Here is a 22481-nt window from a genome sequence, read left to right on the forward strand (position 1 = left end):
ATAATATTATCAGGCAATAAATAACAATAAATACCGTTTTAAATAACTATTTTTAATATTATTTTAATGTTTAATAAATATTTATAAATACGAGCAATATGTTTTTAAGGTAAATCGAGACTAAATCGTATACAATCTACTTCAAATACATTTAAAGGCCTTAATATATGATGATTAGAGCTACAAAAAATGATAAAGACCTCATAGTAAGAATACTTTCAAGATCTTTTGATGCTAATCAAAGTGTCAATTATATTGTCCGACAGGATAACAAGCGTAAAGAAAGGATTGCTAAGCTGATGAGTTATTCTTTTGAAATCTGTTCATTATTCGGTGATGTCTGGCTCTCAGAAGACAAATCAGCGTGTGCCCTTGTTCTGTACCCTCAGAATAAACGAACAACGCTAAAATCCATCATACTGGATATCAAATTAATTTGGCAGGTAATCGGGATAGGGAATATTATCAAAACGCTTAACAGGGAAAGCAGCATAAAAGCAAAGCAACCTAAACAGCCAATGGCTTATGTATGGTTCATCGGGGTGAACCCGGAATTTCAACACCAGGGTAAGGGCAGCCGGTTGCTGAGAGATCTGCTTGCCGATGCCAGAGAAAAAGATCTCCCGGTCTTTCTGGAAACTTCCACTGTAAGAAATCTTCCCTGGTACGAAAGTTATAATTTCAAAATCTATGATCAACTTGACCTGACGTATAAGTTATTCTTTTTAAAGCAATCATAGCCGAAACTCAATTACCTACCTTATCTCTATACCCATGCTCGTTTTTGGTACACAAATTCATATTGTAACCTTTATTTTCATTCTGCTGGAAACCTGGATGTTGATATTCCAGTTTTTTTATTATCTGTTCAGGCCGGACGATAAAAGCAGGCTTTGGTACCTCTTTCTGTTAATTTTACTCCTGTTTTACAATGTGACAGGCGGACTGTTCCCGGATCCCAAACTTAACCTGACCATCCAGACACAGGAAATGATCGCTTATGGCAGTGGATTCCTGATGGCGTCCTATTTTCCTTTTTATTTTTATAAGGCCTTTGATCTGAAGCCATTGAGATGGCACGCGTTATTCGGCGTTCCATTGTTTTTGATTACACCGTACATCATTTTTTTTATAGTCGTTTACACTATTTATGGTAACCTGAATACCAGTTTAAAATACGGCATGATCGTTCCTTTCATTTATGCGCTTGTCCTGCTTTGGGTCATGTTCAGTGCGATAAGAAAGAAACACGGAAAAAACAGGAATGACAAGAAGTATCTGGAAGAAATCATGATGTATTTTGCCATCAGTCCATGGGCTGCCCTGGCTGTTTTTGGTTTTGTGGAAGAAAGTCAACTGGTGGAGGTGTTGGTTACCAACACAGGAATCATCGCCATTAGCTTTCTTTTTATGTGGAAGTCAATCAAAAGCACCCGTGAAGAGCACAGTCGTCTTTTAAAATTCTCCCAAACGGGTATTACACCACAGATGCTTGAGGATAACGCCCGTATTTACGGTCTAACCAAAACAGAGATTGAAATCGTCCACTTTTTGAGCAGCGGGATGAATAACAGGACCATAGCAGAAACGCTTTTTATTTCAGAAGAAACCGTAAAAAAACACATCTATAACGCGTTTAGAAAAACAAGCGTAAAAAACAGGCAGGCTTTACTTTATCTGTTACGAAAGAAGCATACATGAGTCAATCCGGTGTTTTTCATCTATAAATACCACTTTTTCAGTATAGTTTTTACACTTTATTGGTATTTCCTTAAAGTTAAATGCCTTATACTTTTGACTGTCTGCCAATCTAACAAAGCAGAAGAGTCTATGAAAAAAATTTACTTACCCCTGCCAAAGTGATAATCATTGCCAGTGAACGGGCGTGGCGGGATAACCAAATAAATTTCGAAGTATGACGCAAAAATTAAAACCCAGGGTGTGCACACGGATGAAGACTGATCCTGAACGGTCAGGATTACTCCTGTTCCCTTTTCAATTGACGCCTGATCATTTACCGGAAAGTATGTTTTTAATGAACGGAGGAACTATATGCGGAAAGAATTAGCGTTTGCAAGCAGTTATCCGTTCAGTTGGATTGATGAGCTGGCTGAGGTTACCCTGAACCCGGAAAAAAATAGAGCAGGTGCCTTAACGCCGGAAGATTTATCCGCTATCCGTGAGCGATTACCTGCAGAATTAGCCCGGATCAAGGCGACACTGAACAATCAGGCCTTCTGTCTTTATTCCAACGAGAAAGTTAAAGTCGTTGCAGGCCACTATGATCAGGCTATCCGCTTATTGCTGCGACAAACACACATCAACCTGGCGCAGTATGCTGAAAAAGGCCCGTTGCGGGATACCTGCCAGCTACTGCTGGACCACCTAAGTGAGTTCGAAAAAAGCCTTCATCAGCGCTATCAGTTCTGGATCAATGAAATTCCTGCGAATCAACCGGAATCACAAGCACTATATAAGGTACTTTGCCGGCTCAGCGTTGACCAGATCGCCATCATTTTGAAAGCGGCGGACGATATCAAACTGGTTATTACCCGGTCTTTCAGCCAGGTACTTAAAAGCATCGTACCTTTTCTATCCACGGAGCGTTTTCAAGACTTCTCCTGGAAGAGCGCACGCAGCAGCACCTACAAGATGGAAGACAGGGATAAAGCCATCGCCATTGAAACCCTTCAGGCGTTGATCAGCAAAATCAGTCAATATTGAACCAGCTAATCGACAGTCTCGACAGCCTCCCACCGGGAGGCTTTTTTGTTCACGGCCCTCAAACACCTGATCTTATGAACCCTTTCCGGCCCGTCACCTGCGCTGGTCAATCACACTTCCCAAAATAATTCCGTCTCTATTCGTTCAATTATTCAAAACCTGAACTTTAATCACCTCATTTCCAACAGGCTTCCAAACCTGCAAAAAGGATGCAACCAAAAGTTGAAGTTTTCCAGCGTACCCGGATCCGCTTGCTTTGTATCAACAAACGGCAGTTAATCTGCCCATTCAGCAACAACAAAAGCAATCAGACCATGAACCATCTCCTGCACCAGATCAGCTGGCACCAATACCTAAGCTTTGCCATTTTAGCGGCTATCATTTATTATGCCCTGCTGATCCTTCGCTGCTACCAGCCTGAACTGCGAAACCTGCAGCGCCGCATTAGCGGCGAAAAACCGGGCGAAGATTTACAAGCCCTGCAATTCCAGCCCGGACAAGAATCAGCCATAGCTGAACCAGTGATTGAGCGCACAGAAAAGCCGTACACTGAGGAAGCCATTGCTGATACCGACCTCCTCGCCGGAAAGCTCAAGGCCTGCATCATCCGGGCAGCCGACCAACCCTTTGCGCCAGCCGTCCTGATATTGCAGCTGCAGCAGGTTCTGCAGGATCACCAATATATCGCCGCCGCGGACAGGCCCTTGATCAACCGCCTGATCGTGAACGAATGTGACAAAACCGGCACCGCCCTGCTGACCGAAGAAGAAGTGGATCAGTGGTGGGAACGTTAGCAGGCCAGCCGCTTCCTTCCCGCGCCCCTTAACCGGGGCCGGGCAACGGAAGAAATACAAATCAACACCAGTCTCTGCTGACCGAACGTCCCGGCGCCAGGCGCCAGGATAATCCAACAAGGGGAAACGCCGGCAGCATCTTTTCCAACCCCTCCGGCCCTGTGCGGACCGGAATCCGGAGCGGGTACGGGAAAGCTATGTCCTGAAACGAACAGGTCCGCTTGAGGACCAATGAGAAAAATTCCGGCCCGAAAACTTTTAAATAAACGATAGTGAAGATGAAAATGTGCCAAAGAAAATTCGTAGGGGGAGCCCTGAAAGCAGGCGTGCTTTGCACGCTGCTGTTCACTCAAATCCAGCAGGCAGGTGCCCAGGACGGTAACGCCGGCATCCAGCAGGCCAACACCCAGGTGCGCGGCTATTTTGAAAGCGGTACCGAGCTGATGTATGCGATCGGCGCCATCGTCGGCCTGATCGGGGCAGTCAAGGTTTACCAGAAATGGAACTCCGGCGACCAGGATACCTCCAAAGTTGCCGCCGCCTGGTTCGGCTCCTGCATCTTCCTGGTGGTCGTGGCTACTATCATCAAATCATTTTTCGGCATCTGAGCCACGAAAGCCTTCCCTGTTTCGGGCTGAACTCAGTATGTGTTCAGGGAAGATTTAAAAATACAATCATGAAAATAACATTAATCAAGCAGCTGCACGATTACCTGTTGCATAACCATACCGACCTGCTGATCGCCCTGCAGGAAGAGCACCGGTTGGAGCATTACCTGACACAAAAGGTAGCCTCCGTGAGCGACCTGCTGAGCACCCTGCAGGAAGAAGGCAGGCCCGCGTACGTGATAGAAGCCCTTTGTCTCGAAGAACTTACATGCGACCTGCGGCCATCCCGCTTCAATTATATGCGCGAGCTGCTCGAAGCAGAATTCGAGCGGGATTACCAGAGGATGCTCCAAAGCGGCATCCTGACCTACGAAATTATCAGTCTCACCGGTGCCTGCGAACCCATTTTCGAGGTTTTCGCCTTCGGCACGGAAACCGAGGACAGTCCTGACCTGAAATATGCGGTCATGGGCATGATCTCCGAATACCTGGAAAGATAGACCAGCAAGTAGAAAAGGAAAATAAGGAAACATGGCTTACAATCAGCTACACCATTTAAGGGATAATATCGCCGCGATCCGCGTCGCACTGGATTACCGCGAAGGCGTGGTACCGCAGGAGGATGACATCAGCGTCCTGCGGGCTTATTCCGGTTTCGGCGGGCTTAAAGCCGTATTATTTCCCGCAGGGGAAAAAGAGGAATGGATAAAACGCAACGCCTCGCAAAGCGACCTTAAACTTTACCCATCCATGATGGAACTCTACGGACTTTTGAAGGAACGCCTGCCTGAAGCCGAATATCGCAGCGCGGTACAATCCATCCGGGACAGTATCCTGACAGCTTATTATACGCCGGACGTAATACCTCAAACGTTGTATACCGCATTTAAGGATCAGGGCATTCATCCAAAACGTCCCTATGAACCCAGCAGTGGCGCCGGTGTGTTTATTACAGAACTGGCCAAAGCTTTCCCGGAGGTTGAAAAAGTGGTGGCTGTCGAAAAAGATGTGGTTACCGGGATGGTGCTGGAAGCGATGACGGCCGGTTTAACAGTTCCGGTTGAAGTTCAAATCAAAGGTCTGGAGGAAACGGCAGTTACCGAAAACGGACAGCATGACCTCATCATCAGCAATATTCCTTTCGGTAGTTTCCAGGTCTTCGATCCCGCTGTTCCTGATAAAAACATCAGCGGCAGGATACATAATTACTTCTTCGCAAAAGGACTGGACAAACTGGCCGATGGCGGCATCCTCGCCTACGTTACCACTGCCGCATTCCTCAACACGCCGGATAACCGAGCTGCCCGCCAATACCTGTTCGACCGCGCCGACTTTATCAGCGTGACTGTCCTGCCCGATAACCTGATGAAGGATACCGGCAATACCGAGGCGCCAAGTCTCCTGCTGGTGGTGCAGAAGAATGATGGCAAGATCAATGTCAGCGCTGATGAGGCGCTGCTCATCAATACGATGAAACAGCAAAACGAATTTGGCGAATATCATGTAAGCGAATACATCCATGACGAAAGCAAACGGATTATTGTGGCTGATACCATCGAACCGGGCAGGAACCAGTACGGACAGGCGCATCAGCGTGCCTGGCAAAAGGCTGACATTAACGCTATCGCCCCGGTCCTGTACGGGAATTTAACGGATGGTATTACTTCCGGCTTCAACCGCGAGGCATTTGCCCGTGCGCAGCGATTTCAAACCGCGCAGCTGGCACCTGAGCAAAAGCCGCAACTGTCCTATCTGCCCGTTCCGGAAACATCGGCTGTCGCCACCAGCGTACAGTTAGGCCTGTTCGATACCGCGCCTGCCGAAAATGGCAACCGGGCGATGGACTACATCGGCGAAACGGACGAAAGCAGTGTACTCAAAAGCAGCGCCCGGCTTATCGGCACCATCCGTAATAAGGATAACCCGCGGCATGAGAACGTGGTGTTACTGACGGCCAGGCAAAACAACGGCAGGCAATTCGTTTACAAGCTGGTCGCTAATATTGAAGGTATCAGGGTACCTGATCATTGGCTCAACGGTAACCTGCTCGGACAGGAACTGCCTAAACTGGTGCCCGCGCTCCAGGCCTTTAACCATGATTTTTATTTCGAAGGCGACCAAAGCCTGAAAGCCTATTTCAATTTCGGCAAGAATTCGGAGATCTACTACCGTACGATCAACGCCTTTCACCAGGAAGGCAGCCTGGTGATCCTGAACGGGCAGGCCGGAACCATCCGTGATATCAATGAAACCAGGACGCAAGCCATCTTTGAACCGCTGAGTGATCAGCAGAATGCGCGTTTTTTTGAACGTTATACGCTGATCCGGGATACCTACCTGGCCCTTGCAGCAGTAGAATCGCTTTCGCAGGTCGCCTACCCCGCGTTCCGCGCCGACCTGAATATAGCCTACAATGAGTTTGTACAGGCTTTCGGAGCGCTCAACCGCCCAGCCAACCGCCGTTTGATCCTGACCGATGAAAAAGAAGGTTTTAAGCTACTGTCTTCTGTCGAAGTAAAAGATGGTCATGATTTCAGGCCGGCGGATATTTTGAGCGGTCCCATTTTTCGCAGCCGGGAGGCTTTTAAAACCGATGATCCCGTAGCGGCACTGGCACGTTGCCTGAATGAAAAAGGCCTGGTTGACCCCGGTTTCATCGGTGCGGCTACCGGGTTGTCGCTCGAAGAGGTTCCCGTCAGCCTGCACGGCCATATTGTCCTGAACCCCAAAAACATGGAATGGGAAACGGCAGATCAATACCTGTCGGGCAATGTGGTGGAAAAGCTGGCCATTGCCGAAGGGAAAGCGGCACAGTTCCCCGAAGATATCCGGCTGCAAGACAGTTTGCAGCGTATCAGCAGGGTGCAGCCTGAGCGCATACCTTTTGAGCTCCTGGTGCTGGACTTTAATCTTGGTGAACGCTGGTTCCCGCTCAGCTATTACGAACGCTTTGCTTCCGCTTTCTTTGAGCTGCCCATCACTATTGCTTACCTGCAGGGCAGCGACAGTTTCAAAGTAGCCGCGAAAGGCACCAACCTGAAGATCAGCCGCGAGTACGCGATCAGTCCCAAAGAGAGCGGCCGCACGACCTATGGCTACACCCTGCTGGAGCATGCGCTGGAAAACACGACTCCCTATTTCAGCTACGAGGTATCAACCGGCGATGGTAAAACCAAGCGCTACCCGGATAACGAAGCTATCCAGTTGGCGCACCAAAAGATCGAGCAGATCCGCGCGGGCTTTGTCAGCTGGCTGGGCGAACTCCCGCCGGAGGAAAAGCAATACCTCGAAAAGCTGTACAACGATACCTTCAACTGTTACCGCCTGCGGGAATATGATGGCAGCCACCTGACTTTTCCCGGACTGGATAAAAAAGCGCTGGGCATCGCCGATCTGTACAGCTCCCAAAAGAATGCGGCCTGGCGCATTGTACAAAACCGGGGGGCGCTGATCGATCACGAGGTCGGCCTGGGCAAAACCCTGACCATGATCATTGCCGCGCAGGAAATGAAGCGGCTGGGCATCGTTCACAAGCCCATGATCCTGGCGCTGAAAGCTAATGTCAACCAGATCGCGGACACCTACCGCAGGGCTTACCCTCAGGCGAGGATACTGGCACCCGGTGAAAATGATTTTACACCTGATAAACGCCTGCGCCTATTCCACGAGATCAGGAATAACAACTGGGATTGTATCATCCTGACCCACGATCAGTTTGGCAAGATCCCGCAATCTCCGGAGGTGCAGCAGCGCATCTTCCAGGCGGAGCTGGATAACACCGAGCGTGACCTGGATACCGTGCTAATGGAGGGAGGCGATATCTCCCGCAGGATGCTCAAGGGGCTGGAAGTCCGCAAAAAGAACCTCAGTGCAAAACTCAAAACACTGGAACAGGAGCTGGAAGGCAAAAAAGACAAGGGTATAGACTTTAAAGAAATGAATGTCGATCACCTCTTCGTGGATGAGTCCCATAAATTCAAAAACCTGACCTTCACCACCCGCCATGACCGGGTAGCGGGACTCGGCAATACCGAAGGCAGCCAGAAAGCGTTGAACATGCTTTTCGCCGTGCGCACCCTGCAGGAACGTTTCGACAGCGACCTTTGCGTTACTTTCCTGAGCGGCACGCCCATTTCCAACAGCCTGACAGAAATGTACCTGATCTTTAAATACCTGCGGCCAAACGAAATGGAGCGCCAGTCCATACAGAACTTTGATGGCTGGGCGGCGGTGTTCGCCAAGAAAACCACCGACTTCGAATTCTCGGTAACGAATGAGATCATCGCCAAAGAGCGCTTCCGCCATTTTATCAAGGTACCTGAACTGGCGCTGTTCTATAACGAGATCACGGATTACAAGACCGCGCAGCATATTGCGCTGGACAAGCCCGCGCTTCATGAGCAACTCATCAATATTCCGCCCACGCCTGAGCAGGCGGATTTCATCAGGCGCCTGATGACGTTCGCCAAAAACGGCGATGCAACGCTGATCGGCCGGCCGCCGCTAACGGAGGATGAGGATAAAGGGCGGATGCTCATTGCCACCAATTATGCCAAAAAAATGGCCGCTGATCTGCGGCTGATCGACCCTGTTAAATACGAAGATCACCCGGATTTCAAGGTGAACGTTTGCGCCCGCAAGGTGGCGGAACTGTATGAAGGCAGCCATCAGGACCGCGGCACGCAGATCGTGTTCTGCGATATCGGTACACCGAAACCGGATGCCTTTAACATGTACGACGCGCTGAAGGACAAACTGACCCGCGACCTGAACATCCCGGCAGCACAGATCACTTATATCCATGACTGGACCGATAAGCAAAAACCGGAACTATTTAAAAACATGAACCGGGGGGACATCCGCGTCCTGATCGGCAGCACAGAAAAAGCCGGAACGGGCCTCAATGTGCAGGAAAGGGTGATCGCCATGCATCATCTCGACATACCCTGGAAGCCGAGTGAACTGGAGCAACGCAACGGCCGTGGCGCACGGCAAGGAAATAAACTGGCCAAATCGGTCTATGGCAATAAAGTGCAAAATTTTATCTATGCCGTAGAGCAGTCGCTGGATAATTACAAGTTCGGCCTCCTCAAAAACAAACAGAATTTTATCTCGCAGATGAAAAACTGCGAGCTGAACGTGCGCAGCATCGATGAAGGGTCGATGGATGAAAAGAGCGGCATGAACTTTTCGGAATACATTGCCATTCTTTCCGGTGATACGACGCTACTGGAAAAAACAAAACTGGAAAAGAAGATTGCCGTGATGGAAAGTTTGAAAACGGCCCACTTTAAGGAGGTCGTACGGGTTCGCTACCAGCTGGAAAGCCTGGAGAAGGATAGCGAATCGAGTCGGCGCACGCTAAAAGCGCTGGAGGAAGATCAAAAGCAATATCACCTGTTGCTCAGGAAAGAGAAAGACGGCAGCAAATCCAACCCCATACAACTGAAGGAACTGCGCAGCGCCGACAGCGTTGCCATCGGAAAATACCTGATCAGGCTTTATCAGGCCTGGAAACCAAAAAGCAACAGCGAGAATCCTAAGGAACTCGGCGAACTGTACGGATTTACCTTGTACATCCGTCATGAAGTATCAATGGCTAACCTGGACGGCAGGACCATGGACAATGCCTATAACAGTCTGTATGCCGAACGCCCTGAAGGCACCATCCGCTACACTTTCAGTTCCGGTGCCCCCAATATGGACAATCCGAAACTGGCTGCCCGTTATTTTATCAACGCCATAGATAAAGTGGACGACCTGGTGGAAAAATACCGGCAGGAGCTCAGGGAAATGGCGGGGCAGATACCCCAGCTTAAAGCGCTGCAGGGCAAAGCATTCGGGCAGGAGACGGAACTGCAGTCCATGAAATCAGAACTCAGCAGACTGGAACAAGATATCGCCCGGAACATCAAGGCGAAACAGGAAGCGCAAAACGAACAACCGGAAGAGCGGTTAGCGGCGGACGTTAATGAAACTAAATCGTTACCTGGCATAAACGCCCTTGAAAGCACGGTTATAAATACCAACGGTACCAAAAGTAATCGTGTTCCTCAATCAGGGGCCGATGCTCCGGCAGAGAACACCGTTCCGGAAATAACGCATCAGGCCATCTATACGCAGCTTCCTGAAATCGCTGAATCAAAAAAAGGGAGAGGGATGCGCTTATGAAAGCAAGGCAAGTACATGCATGCCATTTCGCTCACCGGCCGCAGGCTTTACCGGTGGAAAAAAACAGCTGATCCAACACAAAAGAACCTATAAAAGCACAGTTTATGAACAACAGCATTTACGCCATCAATAAGGGCATTAACAAAAGCATCGAGTTCCGGGGCCTGCGGGCGCAGTATATCTGGTACTTCGCGGGAATGGTCATGGGCCTGCTGATCATTTTCGCCGTGTTATACATCTCCGGTGCGGGAACACTGATCTGCATGGCGGTGACCGGCAGTGCCGCCGTGTACGGCAGCACGACGATATATCGGCTCAGCGCAAGGTACGGAGAACACGGCCTGATGAAGGCAGCTGCCCGCAAACGCACCCCCCGCGTGCTGAAATCCTACAGCCGCCGTTTTTTTCAAAATTTTAACCATCAGGGAGGACAACGATGAACCAGCAAAAGCAACCCGTGATTTACGAAATTGAGGGCACCCACTTCGAGGTGGACATTGACCGGCAGGTCTTGCGCCAGACCAATGACCAAAGCAACGAAATATCCTTTATCGGCGACATGCAGGATCAGGGCGCTTTTTATACGCTCCGTTATGACCCGGACAAAAAACACGCCGCAGATGAATTGTCGGCAGAACAGCGGGTCAAAACCGTGCATGTTCCGCAGATGACGGATCTGGACCGCGAGGGCATGGCCCTGAAATATGGCCTGCCCCGCGAACTGGTGATGGGTAAATCAGACTTTGAGCTGATCGTTGACCAACAGCTGCTTGATCAGCGCCTGAACGGTGCACTGCCACAGATCGATCTTGCAGGTGAACTGTTCACCGTTGACCTGCGGCTGCGGGAACTGCCGAACAGCCGGCATTTCTTCCCGGTCATCAGCCTGAAAAGCTTCGAATTAACGGGTGACGGCACGCACTACGAGGCTTATTACCACCCGGTGATGAAGCAGGTCGTGGAGCTCGACCCCAAACTGCTGGAATTTCCCGAAGGGGTCATCAAGCTCAGGCTCCCTAACGAGTTGGGACTCGACCCCGTGGCCACGGCCAGGGCCCATGGTATCGACCAACGCGAACTGCTGCGCCGCTACCCGATACAAAAAAACCTGAAGGCCGAAGTGATCCCGTTAAGCGAAACCCATGTGCCGGCTTTGATCCGGCGCAATAAGGAGGCCCTTCGGGAGGAACACCGCGAAAACGCACGTCGTCTCAGGCCCGGGAAAAGGCCGAAATTTTAAGTAAGGAGCATAAACACGCGGAAAACACTATCGAAATGGAAAAAGAACTCAAAGATATACTGCCCATTATGGGCGTCGAACATGACTGCATCCTCTCCAAACAGGGTGATTATACGATAGCTTACCGGGTGCGGTTGCCGGAGATATTTACACTGTCCGGTGAGGATTACGAGAACATGCACCAGGCCTGGGTCAAAGCCATACGGGTTTTGCCAAAAGACAGTGTGCTGCATAAACAAGACTGGTTCAGGCCGGGGTACTACCGGCCGGATAGGGCCGGCAAAGACAACTTTTTGAAGCAAAGCGCGGATCGCCATTTCGAGGGCCGGAAGTCTTTGCAGCATGAAGCCTTCGTATACCTGACCAAAAAAACGGCGGGTGGCCGCAGCAGCAGCTCGCTGCTTTCCACCCTCATCCGCCCGTCCCTGGTGCCGAAGGAGAACCTCCGGGAACAGGGGCGCCGGGAGTTTTTGGACGCCTGCAGCCGGTTCAGGCACCTGCTCGAAGATACGCGCCTGATCACGCTGACCCGGCTGACCGCCGCAGATCTGCAAAGCCAGCCCAGGTGCAGCGGGCTGATCGAACGTTATTGCTTTCTTTCGGAGGATGACAGCCAGCTGCTGATCAAAGACGTCAGCCTGTCGGATGGCATACGCATCGGCAATGAGCGGATGGCCGTTTATACGGTAGGCGACGCCGGGCAGTTACCCGCCCACTGCGGTTCACGCCTGACCTATGACGCCTATTCCACCGACCAGACCCGCTTTCCGCTAAGCTTCGCCGCGGGCCTGGGCCTGTTACTGGATTGCAGCCACATCTATAACCAATATATTTTTATTGGGGATGCCCAGGCCAGCCTGCGCCGGTTGGAGAAAAAGCGACTGCGCCTGCAATCCCTGTCCGCCTATTCCCGCGAGAATGCTGTCGCGCTGGAAGCCACCAACGATTTCCTGAACGAGGCCATCAGCCAGCAGCGCCTGCCGGTAAAAGCGCACTGCAACGTGATGATCTGGTCGTCTGATGACGAAGTGTTAAAGGATAATGGGAACAGGGTCGTCTCCGCACTGGCCGCCATGGACGCTGCCGCCAAACCCGAGACCGACGGCGCCGCGCAGATCTGGTGGGCGGGCATCCCGGGCAACGGAGGCGACTTTCCGCTCAATGACACCTTCGACACCTTCGCGGAACAGGCTGCCTGTTTCCTGAATCTCGAAAGCAACTACCGCAGCGACCCAGCGGCCGGGGGCATCCGCTTTTGCGACCGGCTTTCCGGCAGTCCGGTTCACGCCGATCTGTACGACGCGCCACGCCGCAGCGGCATCACGAGCAATATGGGCACGCTGGTTTGCGGCACGTCCGGCGGCGGCAAATCCATGACCGTCAACCACATCCTGCGGTCGCTCTATGACCAGGGCGCCCATTGCGTTACCGTCGATATCGGCGGCAGTTACAAAGGGCTTTGCGGACTGTTGGGCGGCTATTACTTTACCTACGAGGAAGTCAACCCGATCAGGTTCAACCCCTTTTACCTCGGTAAGAATGAAGTGCTGGACACCGAGAAGAAAGAAAGTTTGAAGGCCCTGCTTGTCTCTTTATGGAAAGGCGAAAACGAAACGTTCAACCGCGCCGAATACGTGGCCCTGTCCAATGCCCTGCAGGGCTATTACGAATACCTGTCACAGAATAAACGCCTGTTTCCCGGCTTCAACACCTTCTATGACTACCTGGAAACCGACTACCGGAAAGTTCTGGCAAACCACCGGGTTAAAGAAAGCGATTTTGATATGGATAATTTCCTGTATGTGCTGCGCCCCTACTACAGCGGAGGTGAATTTGACTTTTTACTGAACGCGCGGGAAAACCTCGAGCTGCTCCATCAGCCCTTCGTCGTGTTTGAGCTGGACCAGGTCAAAGATCATCCTATCCTATTCCCGGTTTGTACGCTCATCATCACCGAGTTGTTTATCTCCAAGATGCGTAAACTGCCGGGGCTGCGCAAAGTGCTCACCATTGATGAGGCGTGGAAAGCGATCGCCAAAAGCGGTATGGCAGAGTTCCTGCGTTATGCCTTTAAAACCATCCGCAAGTTTAACGGCATTCCCATCGTCGTCACCCAGGAGCTGGATGACCTGATCAGCTCGCCGGTGATTAAAGACGCCATCATCAACAATGCCGACATTAAGATACTCATGGACATGCGCAAGTTCCAGGGTAAGTTTGACAAGCTGCAGGACGCGCTGGGCCTGTCCGACAAAGGTAAAACCATTCTCCTTTCGGTCAATAAGGATCACCGGGAGATCTTCATCGATATCGGCGGGCAGGTCATGAAAGTTTACAGGAACGAACTCTGTCCGGAAGAATATTATGCCTTTACCACCGAAGGCCGCGAGCGGGTGAAAGTGTTGGAGTATGCAGAAAAATATGGCAGCGTACAGGAGGGCATCAGGGTTTTAGTCGCGGAACAGCAACAACATGAGAAAGGAACGGGATTATGAAAATGACCTGCTGCAACCTGCTATGGACTACTTTATTGACCTGCATGCTCAGCCGTGCAAACGGACAAATTCCCGGTACCGGCCTGGTCAGCGGGGCGATCAAAAAGGTGATCATGGCCGTTGACCTGAAAGTACAACAGCTGCAGAACCAGACGATCGCACTGCAGAACGCCGGCCAGCGGCTGGAGAACAACCTGCACCTGTCAGGTCTGGACGATATTTCCGGATGGCTGAACAGGGAAAAAGAATTGTATGCGGGCTACTACCGGGAACTCAGTGAGGTGCGGCCCCTGATCGCTGATTACGAAGAGGTAAAAACCATCATTACACGCCAGGAGCAACTGGTCGCCGAATATCGGCGGGCGAGCGGGATGTTCAGCCGCGACCGGCACTTTTCGCAGGCCGAGCTCCGGTATATGGAAACGATCTATCAGGGCATTTTACAGGAAAGCCTGCGGGATCTCGACCAGGTGTTAACGGCGGTCAGTGCCTACAGCACACAGATGAATGATGCCGAGCGCCTGCAAAGAATCCGGGAAACATCCCAAGCCATGCAGGTCAGCCTGGACCACCTGCGCCAGTTTAACCGCCAAACCGCTGCGCTGAGCCTGAGGCGGGCAAAGGATGTTCAGGATCGCCAGCAAGTGAAACAATTTTACAGTATCCACTAAGCTACAATCAACATGATGAAAACGACAATCAAAACGCTCCTGTTCACTGCCCTCGCGTGTTTCACCTGTTATCCGGCAGCGGCCCAGTTCCTGGGTGGCTTTTTCAGCCAGCAATCGCGGCAGCGTAAATTAATGGGCGAGCAAATCGCCCAATACGGAATCTATCTCCGTATGCTGCAAACGGGATATCATATCAGTGAAAGCGGGCTGAACATCGCGCAGGAACTAAAAAATGGGACGTTAGGCCTGCAGGGCGATTATATCGGTTCGCTGACGCAGGTCAGTCCCCTGATCCGAAGTAACCCGAAGGGCCGGGCGATAGCCGATCTGGGCCGGCAGACATTAACGTTGCTGGCCGATGAAATCAGCTGGCAGCAGCACCAGAAGATCCTGACGGCAACAGAAACAGGCTATCTGCAAAAGGTACGGGATAACCTGGCAGACCAGTGTCAGCTGAATATGGATGAACTACTGCAGGTGCTCACGCCGGGCAAATTACAGCTCAGCGACGGGCAGCGCCTGCAAAGGCTTGACAGGCTCTATGAGGAGATGAAGGACAAATATGCCTTTGCCCGTTCATTTACCGCCCGGTGCCGCCGGCTGACGCTGGCCAGAATAAACAACCGGCAGAATAAAGCGGAACTCAAAAAATTATACGGTATCCAATAACCCCAAAACGAGCAAGGAGAACAACAATGAAAAGATTCATCACCATGGTCATATTTCTCGGTCTGGCGGCCGGTGTTCCGCTGAGCAGCCGGGCGCAATCCGTAGCGGACGTGCTCAAACAGCTGGCGCTGGACTACCAGAAACTCGCCGGGCTCAAAAACATACTGGGACAGCTACAAACCGGTTACTCGGTATTAAGCAAGGGTTACGGCGCGGTAAAAGATGCCGCGAAAGGTAATTTCAGCCTGCAGGAAGTGTTCCTTGACGGCCTGTACCTGGTCAGTCCTGCGGTGCGCAGGTATCCGCGGATCAAGGATATTATTCTTGACCAGGCGCGACTGGTCGGCGAATGCCGGGAAGCCTCCGGCCTCTTTCGCAGCGGTCAGCAGCTCCCGCCGGACGAACAAGCCTACATGACGGCGGTCTACGGAAACCTGATCAGCCGAAGCCTGAAAAACCTCGACGACCTTTCGATGATCGTCACGGATAAGCAGCTGCGGATGAGCGATGCGGAAAGGCTGTCGGCCATAGACCAACTCTACCGGGAAAGCCGTGACCAGCTCAGCTACCTCCGCAAATTTGATGACCAGGCTGCCCGCGTCAGCAGGCAACGCGCGCAGGACAATGCCGAGCGGCAAAGCGTCGGATCCATTTACGGACTCACCCATTGAAACGTTTCCAAACACATCAACAAAATCACAACACAAAATCAATAGCACATGAACCATAAACTTTTCAAAACAGCGTTGACAACCGTCCCGGCCATGCTCGCTCCACTACTCTCCCATGCCGAAGGCGTAGCAGATCACCTGCATGGGTTACAGGGCGTGCTCGACCATCTGTATGATCAAATGCTGCCTTTGTGCAGCGGCATTACCGGCGTTGCCCGGGGAATCGCCGGCTTCGCAGCCCTGTGGTATATCGGCGCACGCATCTGGAAACACATCGCCGCGGCGGAGACGGTAGACATTTACCCTTTGCTCCGGCCGTTCGTAATCGGCGCCTGTATCGCCATTTTCCCGGATCTTCTCGGGCTGATCAACAGCATACTGCAGCCCGTTGTCACCGCGACGCAAGCGATGGTTACCAATAGTAACCAGGCTATCGAACGTCTGCTGAGCAGCGGCAAACCGGATGCTGCCGACGCCGTGCCGAACGATGCTGACAGTGATCCGGACAAATGGTATCAGTATAGCCACCCGGACGGCACGACCAGCGTTGCCGGCAGCGGTAACCCGATAGCGGACGCTTTCTCCGGCTGGAGCATCAAAAACTGGGCGAGAAAATTTATTGCCGAAGTCCTCAACGTATTATTTCAGGCCGCGGCGCTCTGTCTTGACACCATCCGCACCTTCAAGCTGATCGTGCTGTCGATATTGGGGCCGCTCTGCTTCGGGCTCAGCGTATTTGACGGCTTTCAGCATACGCTGAAACAATGGCTGGCACGATATATCAACGTCTTCATGTGGCTGCCTGTGGCTAATATCTTCGGGGCGATCATCGCCAGGGTGCAGGAGAATATGATCATCGGTATCCAGAATGGCAACCTCAGTGGTCAGGAGCTGGCAAACGACAATACCGCTTATATGATCTTCCTGCTTATCGGCATTGTTGGCTATTTCACCGTGCCCGCAGTCGCCAACTACATGATGAATGTCGGAGGTCATGCACTTTTCAGCAAAACCAGTGCATTGGCTTCCATGGCGGTATCCTATTTCAGCGGTTCAGTGATGCAAAGTTTCAACGGCGGCAACCGTATTCAAAACCACCGGCAAACCAATTATAACCAGCCGGGCAGCAGCCCGGACTTGAACAAAAGCAAACTCTCCGGCAATCCTCAAAAAGAATAACCATATGTTCAGGAAAATGAAAAACCTCGAAACCGCCTTTCAGCATGTGCGCGGTTTCACGATAGTTATCGTAGTCTGCGCCTTTCTAACCATCGCGTTTATGGCCTGGCAGAACAGGAAAGCCTCGGTCGCGCTGCAAAGCAAGGTGTACGTTCTATCCGGCAACACGGCCTGGTCGGCGTTGGCGGCCGATAAGGGCACCTACCTGCCTATGGAGGCACGCGGTCATGTGCGCGCTTTTCACGATGCCTTCTTCACGCTTGACCCGGACGAACAGGTGATCAGGCGCAACCTGTCGAAAGCGCTCTACCTCGCTGACGGCTCCGCTAAAAAGGTGTATGACAGCCTTTCTGTAAGCGGGTATTATTCCGGAATCATTGCAGGCAACATCAGCCAGCGCATCGATGTGGACAGTGTACAGGTCGATACCCGTGTCATGCCCTATCATTTCCGCTGTTATGCCACGATGCACCTGATCCGCTCGACCAGCAACGTCGTGCAAAGCCTGGTTACCGAAGGCGACCTGCGGGAAGTAAGCCGCAGCGATAACAACCTGTTCGGGTTCCTGATCGAACACTGGAACACGGTAGAGAACAAAGTATTAACCGTGAGCAATCACTAACCGATAAAATCATGAAAATCAACAACATCAGCTTACAGGGGCAACGCAACCGCAGATTCCTGCTCGTTCTGCCGCTCCTGATCTTTTGCTTTGTCAGCATCCTGTTCGTAACGCTGGGTGGTGGCCAGGGCGAAGGCACCAAACTCTCCGCTTCCGGGGGCCTACGTATGAAACTCCCGTCAGTCATGGTGTCCACCCGTCAAAGCGGCAATAAAATGAGCTTTTACGATCAGGCCAGTGCCGATTCCATCAGGAAACACCAATTGCGCAAAGCGGACCCGTATCTACAAACGAAGCCAGACAGTCCCGGCGACCCGCCTGCCGCTTACCCCGACGGTCCTTTTTTCCCTCACCAGCCCGCTCCCGGTGCGGTTGATTATGGCACCGGCAGTCCCGCCGACAACGAGGCCAGGATCAGCAGGCGGATAAGCCAATTACAGGAAATGATCGACAGGCCCCAGGTTAGCCCGGCCGGTCCGTCCTCCAGGAAACAGCCGTCCGACTTACCGGAGTCCTGGCGCAGCCTAACGGTCGCTGCTGAAGACCCCGAACTGAAACAAATGAACGGGCTCCTGGAAAAAATACTGGATATACAACACCCGGAACGGGTGGCGCCTGTCCAAGAAAAAAACGACATGAACCCCGCGGTTAAAAGGTTTCGCGCCATCCCGGCAATGATCGACGGCAATCAAAAGATCGTACAGGGCACGGTGGTGCGTTTACAGTTAAGCGATACGGTCAGGCTTGGCGGTCAGCTTTTCGCCAAAGGGCAACGTCTCTATGGCATCGGCATCCTGTCTAACCAGCGCTGCACCGTCAACATTCAAAGCATCCACGTCGGTAACAGCTTCTACCCCGTCGACCTCACGGTGTTTGACGAAACGGACGGATTGGAAGGGATCAGCGTACCCGAGGCCATTACCGCTGACGCGCTGCGTGACGGCGCCGGCGGTGGTGTGCAACAGATGGATCTGACAAGTTTCGATCCATCGGTGACTGGGCAGCTGACCACTGCCGGGATCAATACGGCCAAAGGTCTGTTCGGCAAAAAGATCAGGCGGGTGAAAGGTAAACTGAAGGACGGTCACGCGGTTTTACTGCGCGACAACGGCGAAGTAAAGAACAATCGCTAATCCCTGGAAGATGACGATAACTGAACACGAACAAGTATTGGCTGAACTGAACCGCGCCCTGGCTGTGGACGAACCGTGGGTGGCATTTAACGACCGGCCTGATCAGGAACTGCGTGCACAAGACCTGCATTTTTTCGCAGCGGCATACAAAGCTGAAATTTTCTGTGATGCCGGCAATAACGCCTTTGACTTTGCTGCGCAAATGTTTACTCATGAACACCACAGCTATATGCCGGTGGCGAATCTCCTGGCTGCCTTAAGTTCCGGCACGACCGGGGCAACCGGTCCAGGTGAACATACCACGGCGATAATCCGGCAGATGACCCGGGAAAAATTGTATCTGTTGCCCGGCAGATCGTACGATGACGCGGAAGCCAGCCTGACCAAAGGCCTTTTTTTTCCCGTGACCCGGCAGCTGGTGATCGATCCGTTAAAAGAAATCGATGATTACCATGTCATTAAACACCAGCATAGCGGCGGGCAGATCTATGAGATCGGGCACAGCCACCAGGTGCTGGAATCTTTCAGTCGCCTAAGGGAAGCCCGTGACTTTATGGACAACGCGGTGCTCTATAACGAACTGGCAGATAGGGGAAACGACTACCTGCTGGTCGGCCGGTTTCACAACCGCCGGCTTGAACTGGACATGGAGGGGTACGCATTGGCCCATTCCGGATTAACATTGGTGACAGCAAATTATAACTTTCAGCATGGCCACGACTACCACGACATACAATCCGTATCGGAGCCGGCGACCATCACTCAATATTTTTTTGCCCGTCTGCAGCAGGGAAAGCTTGGCCTTTATAACGATAAGTTGGAGCCGGCTGATCCGGACTTACTGCAGCGAACGTTTTATCCGACCTATTTTATCAATGATTATTTAACCATTAAAAATTCAAACAACATGAATGAGCAAAGCTATGACTATGTAAAGAATCAATTGCTTTACCTGGGTTTTGGTGAAGAGATCGCCAAGCCCCTACTGGAAAAAATGGAACAGAACCTGGCGGAATTCACCTTGCCCCACAGCCGGAAGTTTGGCCAGGATGAAACCAGCTCCGTACTGCATTTTTCTAAGGGAGACCAAAAAGACATGACCTTTTTCAACCGTTTTGAGACCACCCTGAAACAACCCGGCAAGGAAGACCTGACCCAAACATTTTTCGTAGGTAAAGAGTATAATTACACGCTCCAGGAGCGCTATAACATGATGGACGGACGCGCGGCTTACCGCGAGCAACCGGTAATGAGGCCCGTGGAAGAAAATGGCGAAACGAAAATGAAGCCAACCGGTGAAACCTATATCGCGTGGAAGATCTTGAATTTCAAAGAATCGGACAACTACGGAAATTTCATGCCCAAGACGCTGTTCTGGAACCATCAGAAAGAAGTGGAAAAATACCCGATTAAGGGGATCGACGAAAAGTATGACAGGCAGCGTCTGATCACGGCTTTGGAAAAGGGCAATAAAGTGGATGTCGTAGTGCTGAAAGACGGCAGGGAGATCCCTGCTAAGATGGTGGCCAATCCGCGTATGGTCCGTCTTGATTTTTACGACAGTGACGGACAGAGCCTGATCGTTCGCAAGCTCCAGAAACAGGCCCTTGACGAAACGCAAAAAACCGGTATGACGCCGCAGGAAATACAACGGGCCGCGATTGCACGTGCCGCTGAACAGCAACCCGCCCCGGCAGCAAACCGGCAGACTCAAAACGGCATCGAGCAGGAACAGACACCTGCAACAAAGCCCCAGGATACTGCTCAATCATCAACAGCCCAGCACGCGCAAAAGGAAACAGCCAAAGAAAGGCTTGCAGCGGATCAAAAACCGGAACAACGCCGCAGGCAGGGCGTTCGCCCTAATTGATAGCATGGAAAGGTGCGAACCCATAAGGGGATTCTTCCGGGCGATAGCGCATGATGCGCGGATTGGCATTACCCATATCGGCATCTTTGCCGCGCTGGTGGAGTATTGGCAGGCAAACGGGTTTACCAACCCGTTGCATGCCTACGCACATGAGATCATGCCCCTCGCCAAGATTTCAGGGAGTACGACCTATCATAAATGTATCCGGGATCTGCATGATTTCGGATACATTACATATGAACCTTCCTTTAAAAGGAACGTGCGCAGTCGCATATACCTGAAGACAGAAGATGAGCCCTAAAAAGAGATGTGCAATAGCATCGCTGAGCCGGTTTGGAGATAAAACATATGCTTAAGGCTTTTACCGCCTGTTTTATTATTGATGATAACTTTAATGTGTGCGTGATGAGTGTGGAAATAATTACGAAAGATGATTTACAGCAATTCCGTTATGATCTGCTGAACGATATCCGTTCCTTGCTGGACAACAGCAAGCCGCAGGTCAAAGAATGGCTTAAAGCTGCGGAGGTACGGCAGCTGCTAAAAATATCGGCAGGAACCCTGCTGACGTTGCGGGCAAACGGGAGACTGGCCTATTCCAAGATCGGCGGAACTTATTATTATCGATACGGTGACATTCAAAAGATGCTGACAGACGCGAAATGAAGGGTAACCGTAACGAGAAAATTTTCAGCCAGGTGGTCAGCGCTTTAGCCGCAGATCAAAGGATCAGTGTCTGGCATTTTAGCATTTATATGTGCCTGTTCCATCAATGGCTGTTGAATGGGTTCGTTAACCCTATAGCTGTTTCCCGCAGGCAAATTATGGAACAGACACATATTGGCAGTATTGTGACTTATCACAAATGTATACGGCAGTTAAACGAGTTCGGCTATATCATTTATGAACCATCTTTCAATCCTTTTACCGGGAGCTATGTAAGTTTGGTCATAATCAGAATAAAAAATCCGGCACCCAATACCAACTGAGATTTAAAATGCCGGCTTAAAACGAAAAAGGCCAAAGATCTGTGCTCGTTTTCCCGTTTTATGAAACCAGGAATTATTCTTCGTAGGATTTATAGCCAATCATTTTTCTTGAGTCTGGTTCCTGCCGGTTCGGAATACGCTCCGATAATTCATCAAGATAACGAAACATAATGTCCATACTCCTATCCTGGCTGTCCAGTTTACCTTTGATTTTCTCAATGGCTAACCACAACTCTGTTTGATCCGTGTAATTTTCCCTTAGCCTGACAAAGATGTCTATTATTCTTATGCTTATTTCCACAGCGCGGTCACTTTTCAGCACGTTAGACAACATCAGAATTCCATGTTCGGTAAATGCATAAGGAAGGTATTTTGAATGCTCGCCATGTCTTAAGGTCACATTTTGTGACCTTAAGATTTCATTTTCCTCTTTAGTCAATTCAAACATAAAGTGATTTGGAAATCTGTTGATATTTCGTTTCACCTGCTGTTTTAATCTTTTGGTTTCCGTATTGTACAATTCCGCCAAATCGCTGTCGAGTAAAACTTTTTTTCCGCGTATCAAATAAATTTTACTTGTAACAACCTCGTCAGGCATTAACTGATCTTTCATGATTATCTTATCTTTAATTAACTGATTTTTTG

Annotated in this window: 20 protein-coding genes; 18 read left to right on the top strand and 2 right to left on the bottom strand. The window is 51.0% G+C overall.

Annotated elements, in window-relative coordinates; translation table 11 throughout:
* The first annotated feature begins 167 nt into the window (after positions 1-167).
* The 17 genes from QWZ01_RS11275 to QWZ01_RS11355 all read left to right on the top strand — a co-directional run bounded on the left by QWZ01_RS11275 (position 168) and on the right by QWZ01_RS11355 (position 20847).
* A complete protein-coding gene (locus QWZ01_RS11275; RefSeq protein ID WP_290323427.1) occupies positions 168-740 on the top strand; it encodes a GNAT family N-acetyltransferase in 573 nt (190 codons plus the stop codon).
* Between the two features lie 34 nt (positions 741-774).
* Positions 775-1701 carry a response regulator transcription factor gene (locus tag QWZ01_RS11280; protein WP_290323428.1) on the top strand — a complete coding sequence of 309 codons (927 nt, stop codon included), beginning with the start codon at positions 775-777 and terminating at the stop codon, positions 1699-1701.
* Between the two features lie 351 nt (positions 1702-2052).
* On the top strand, positions 2053-2724 hold the full coding sequence (locus QWZ01_RS11285; protein WP_290323429.1) for a hypothetical protein: 672 nt from the start codon (positions 2053-2055) through the stop codon (positions 2722-2724).
* 209 nt (positions 2725-2933) lie between these two features.
* Positions 2934-3518, top strand: a complete 585-nt coding sequence (locus QWZ01_RS11290; protein WP_290323430.1) for a hypothetical protein — start codon at positions 2934-2936, stop codon at positions 3516-3518.
* A 278-nt stretch (positions 3519-3796) separates the two neighbouring features.
* On the top strand, positions 3797-4126 hold the full coding sequence (locus QWZ01_RS11295) for a DUF4134 domain-containing protein (RefSeq protein ID WP_290323431.1): 330 nt from the start codon (positions 3797-3799) through the stop codon (positions 4124-4126).
* A 68-nt stretch (positions 4127-4194) separates the two neighbouring features.
* Positions 4195-4626, top strand: a complete 432-nt coding sequence (locus QWZ01_RS11300; RefSeq protein WP_290323432.1) for a hypothetical protein — start codon at positions 4195-4197, stop codon at positions 4624-4626.
* Positions 4627-4657: 31 nt separating this feature from the next.
* Positions 4658-10297 (top strand): helicase-like domain-containing protein, encoded by a 5640-nt coding sequence (locus QWZ01_RS11305; protein ID WP_290323433.1) that lies wholly within the window; start codon positions 4658-4660, stop codon positions 10295-10297.
* A gap of 104 nt (positions 10298-10401) precedes the next feature.
* Positions 10402-10737: a DUF4133 domain-containing protein gene (locus QWZ01_RS11310; protein ID WP_290323434.1), complete on the top strand. Its 336-nt coding sequence runs from the start codon at positions 10402-10404 to the stop codon at positions 10735-10737.
* Positions 10734-11537 carry a hypothetical protein gene (locus QWZ01_RS11315; protein ID WP_290323435.1) on the top strand — a complete coding sequence of 268 codons (804 nt, stop codon included), beginning with the start codon at positions 10734-10736 and terminating at the stop codon, positions 11535-11537. Before QWZ01_RS11310 ends, QWZ01_RS11315 begins: the two co-directional genes overlap by 4 nt.
* 35 nt (positions 11538-11572) lie before the next feature.
* Positions 11573-14032, top strand: a complete 2460-nt coding sequence (locus QWZ01_RS11320) for a TraG family conjugative transposon ATPase (RefSeq protein WP_290323436.1) — start codon at positions 11573-11575, stop codon at positions 14030-14032.
* A 44-nt stretch (positions 14033-14076) separates the two neighbouring features.
* The gene (locus QWZ01_RS11325) at positions 14077-14703 is read left to right on the top strand and encodes a conjugal transfer protein TraI (RefSeq protein ID WP_290323437.1); all 627 of its coding nucleotides are present in this window, start codon (positions 14077-14079) and stop codon (positions 14701-14703) included.
* A gap of 12 nt (positions 14704-14715) precedes the next feature.
* Positions 14716-15372, top strand: coding sequence for a hypothetical protein (locus tag QWZ01_RS11330; protein WP_290323438.1), 657 nt, complete (start codon positions 14716-14718; stop codon positions 15370-15372).
* 26 nt (positions 15373-15398) lie between these two features.
* The gene (locus tag QWZ01_RS11335; protein ID WP_290323439.1) at positions 15399-16043 is read left to right on the top strand and encodes a TerB family tellurite resistance protein; all 645 of its coding nucleotides are present in this window, start codon (positions 15399-15401) and stop codon (positions 16041-16043) included.
* Positions 16044-16091: 48 nt separating this feature from the next.
* A complete protein-coding gene (gene traJ / locus QWZ01_RS11340) occupies positions 16092-17222 on the top strand; it encodes a conjugative transposon protein TraJ (protein WP_290323440.1) in 1131 nt (376 codons plus the stop codon).
* A 16-nt stretch (positions 17223-17238) separates the two neighbouring features.
* A complete protein-coding gene (traK, locus tag QWZ01_RS11345; protein WP_290323441.1) occupies positions 17239-17844 on the top strand; it encodes a conjugative transposon protein TraK in 606 nt (201 codons plus the stop codon).
* A gap of 11 nt (positions 17845-17855) precedes the next feature.
* Positions 17856-18977 (top strand): conjugative transposon protein TraM, encoded by a 1122-nt coding sequence (gene traM / locus QWZ01_RS11350; RefSeq protein WP_290323442.1) that lies wholly within the window; start codon positions 17856-17858, stop codon positions 18975-18977.
* Between the two features lie 10 nt (positions 18978-18987).
* On the top strand, positions 18988-20847 hold the full coding sequence (locus tag QWZ01_RS11355) for a hypothetical protein (RefSeq protein WP_290323444.1): 1860 nt from the start codon (positions 18988-18990) through the stop codon (positions 20845-20847).
* Here QWZ01_RS11355 and QWZ01_RS11360 read toward each other — a convergent pair.
* Positions 20840-20998, bottom strand: coding sequence for a hypothetical protein (locus tag QWZ01_RS11360; RefSeq protein WP_290323445.1), 159 nt, complete (start codon positions 20996-20998; stop codon positions 20840-20842). The two genes, QWZ01_RS11355 and QWZ01_RS11360, sit on opposite strands and share 8 nt — an antisense overlap.
* 197 nt (positions 20999-21195) lie before the next feature.
* Between QWZ01_RS11360 and QWZ01_RS11365 the strand changes: the two genes are divergently transcribed.
* Positions 21196-21513 carry a helix-turn-helix domain-containing protein gene (locus QWZ01_RS11365; RefSeq protein WP_353959398.1) on the top strand — a complete coding sequence of 106 codons (318 nt, stop codon included), beginning with the start codon at positions 21196-21198 and terminating at the stop codon, positions 21511-21513.
* Between the two features lie 396 nt (positions 21514-21909).
* Here QWZ01_RS11365 and QWZ01_RS11370 read toward each other — a convergent pair whose 3' ends face one another.
* Positions 21910-22449, bottom strand: a complete 540-nt coding sequence (locus QWZ01_RS11370) for an ORF6N domain-containing protein (protein WP_290323446.1) — start codon at positions 22447-22449, stop codon at positions 21910-21912.
* Between the last annotated feature and the right edge of the window lie 32 nt (positions 22450-22481).

Origin of the sequence: Mucilaginibacter aquaedulcis, assembly GCF_030409325.1 — a bacterium.
GTDB classification, from domain to species: domain Bacteria; phylum Bacteroidota; class Bacteroidia; order Sphingobacteriales; family Sphingobacteriaceae; genus Mucilaginibacter; species Mucilaginibacter aquaedulcis.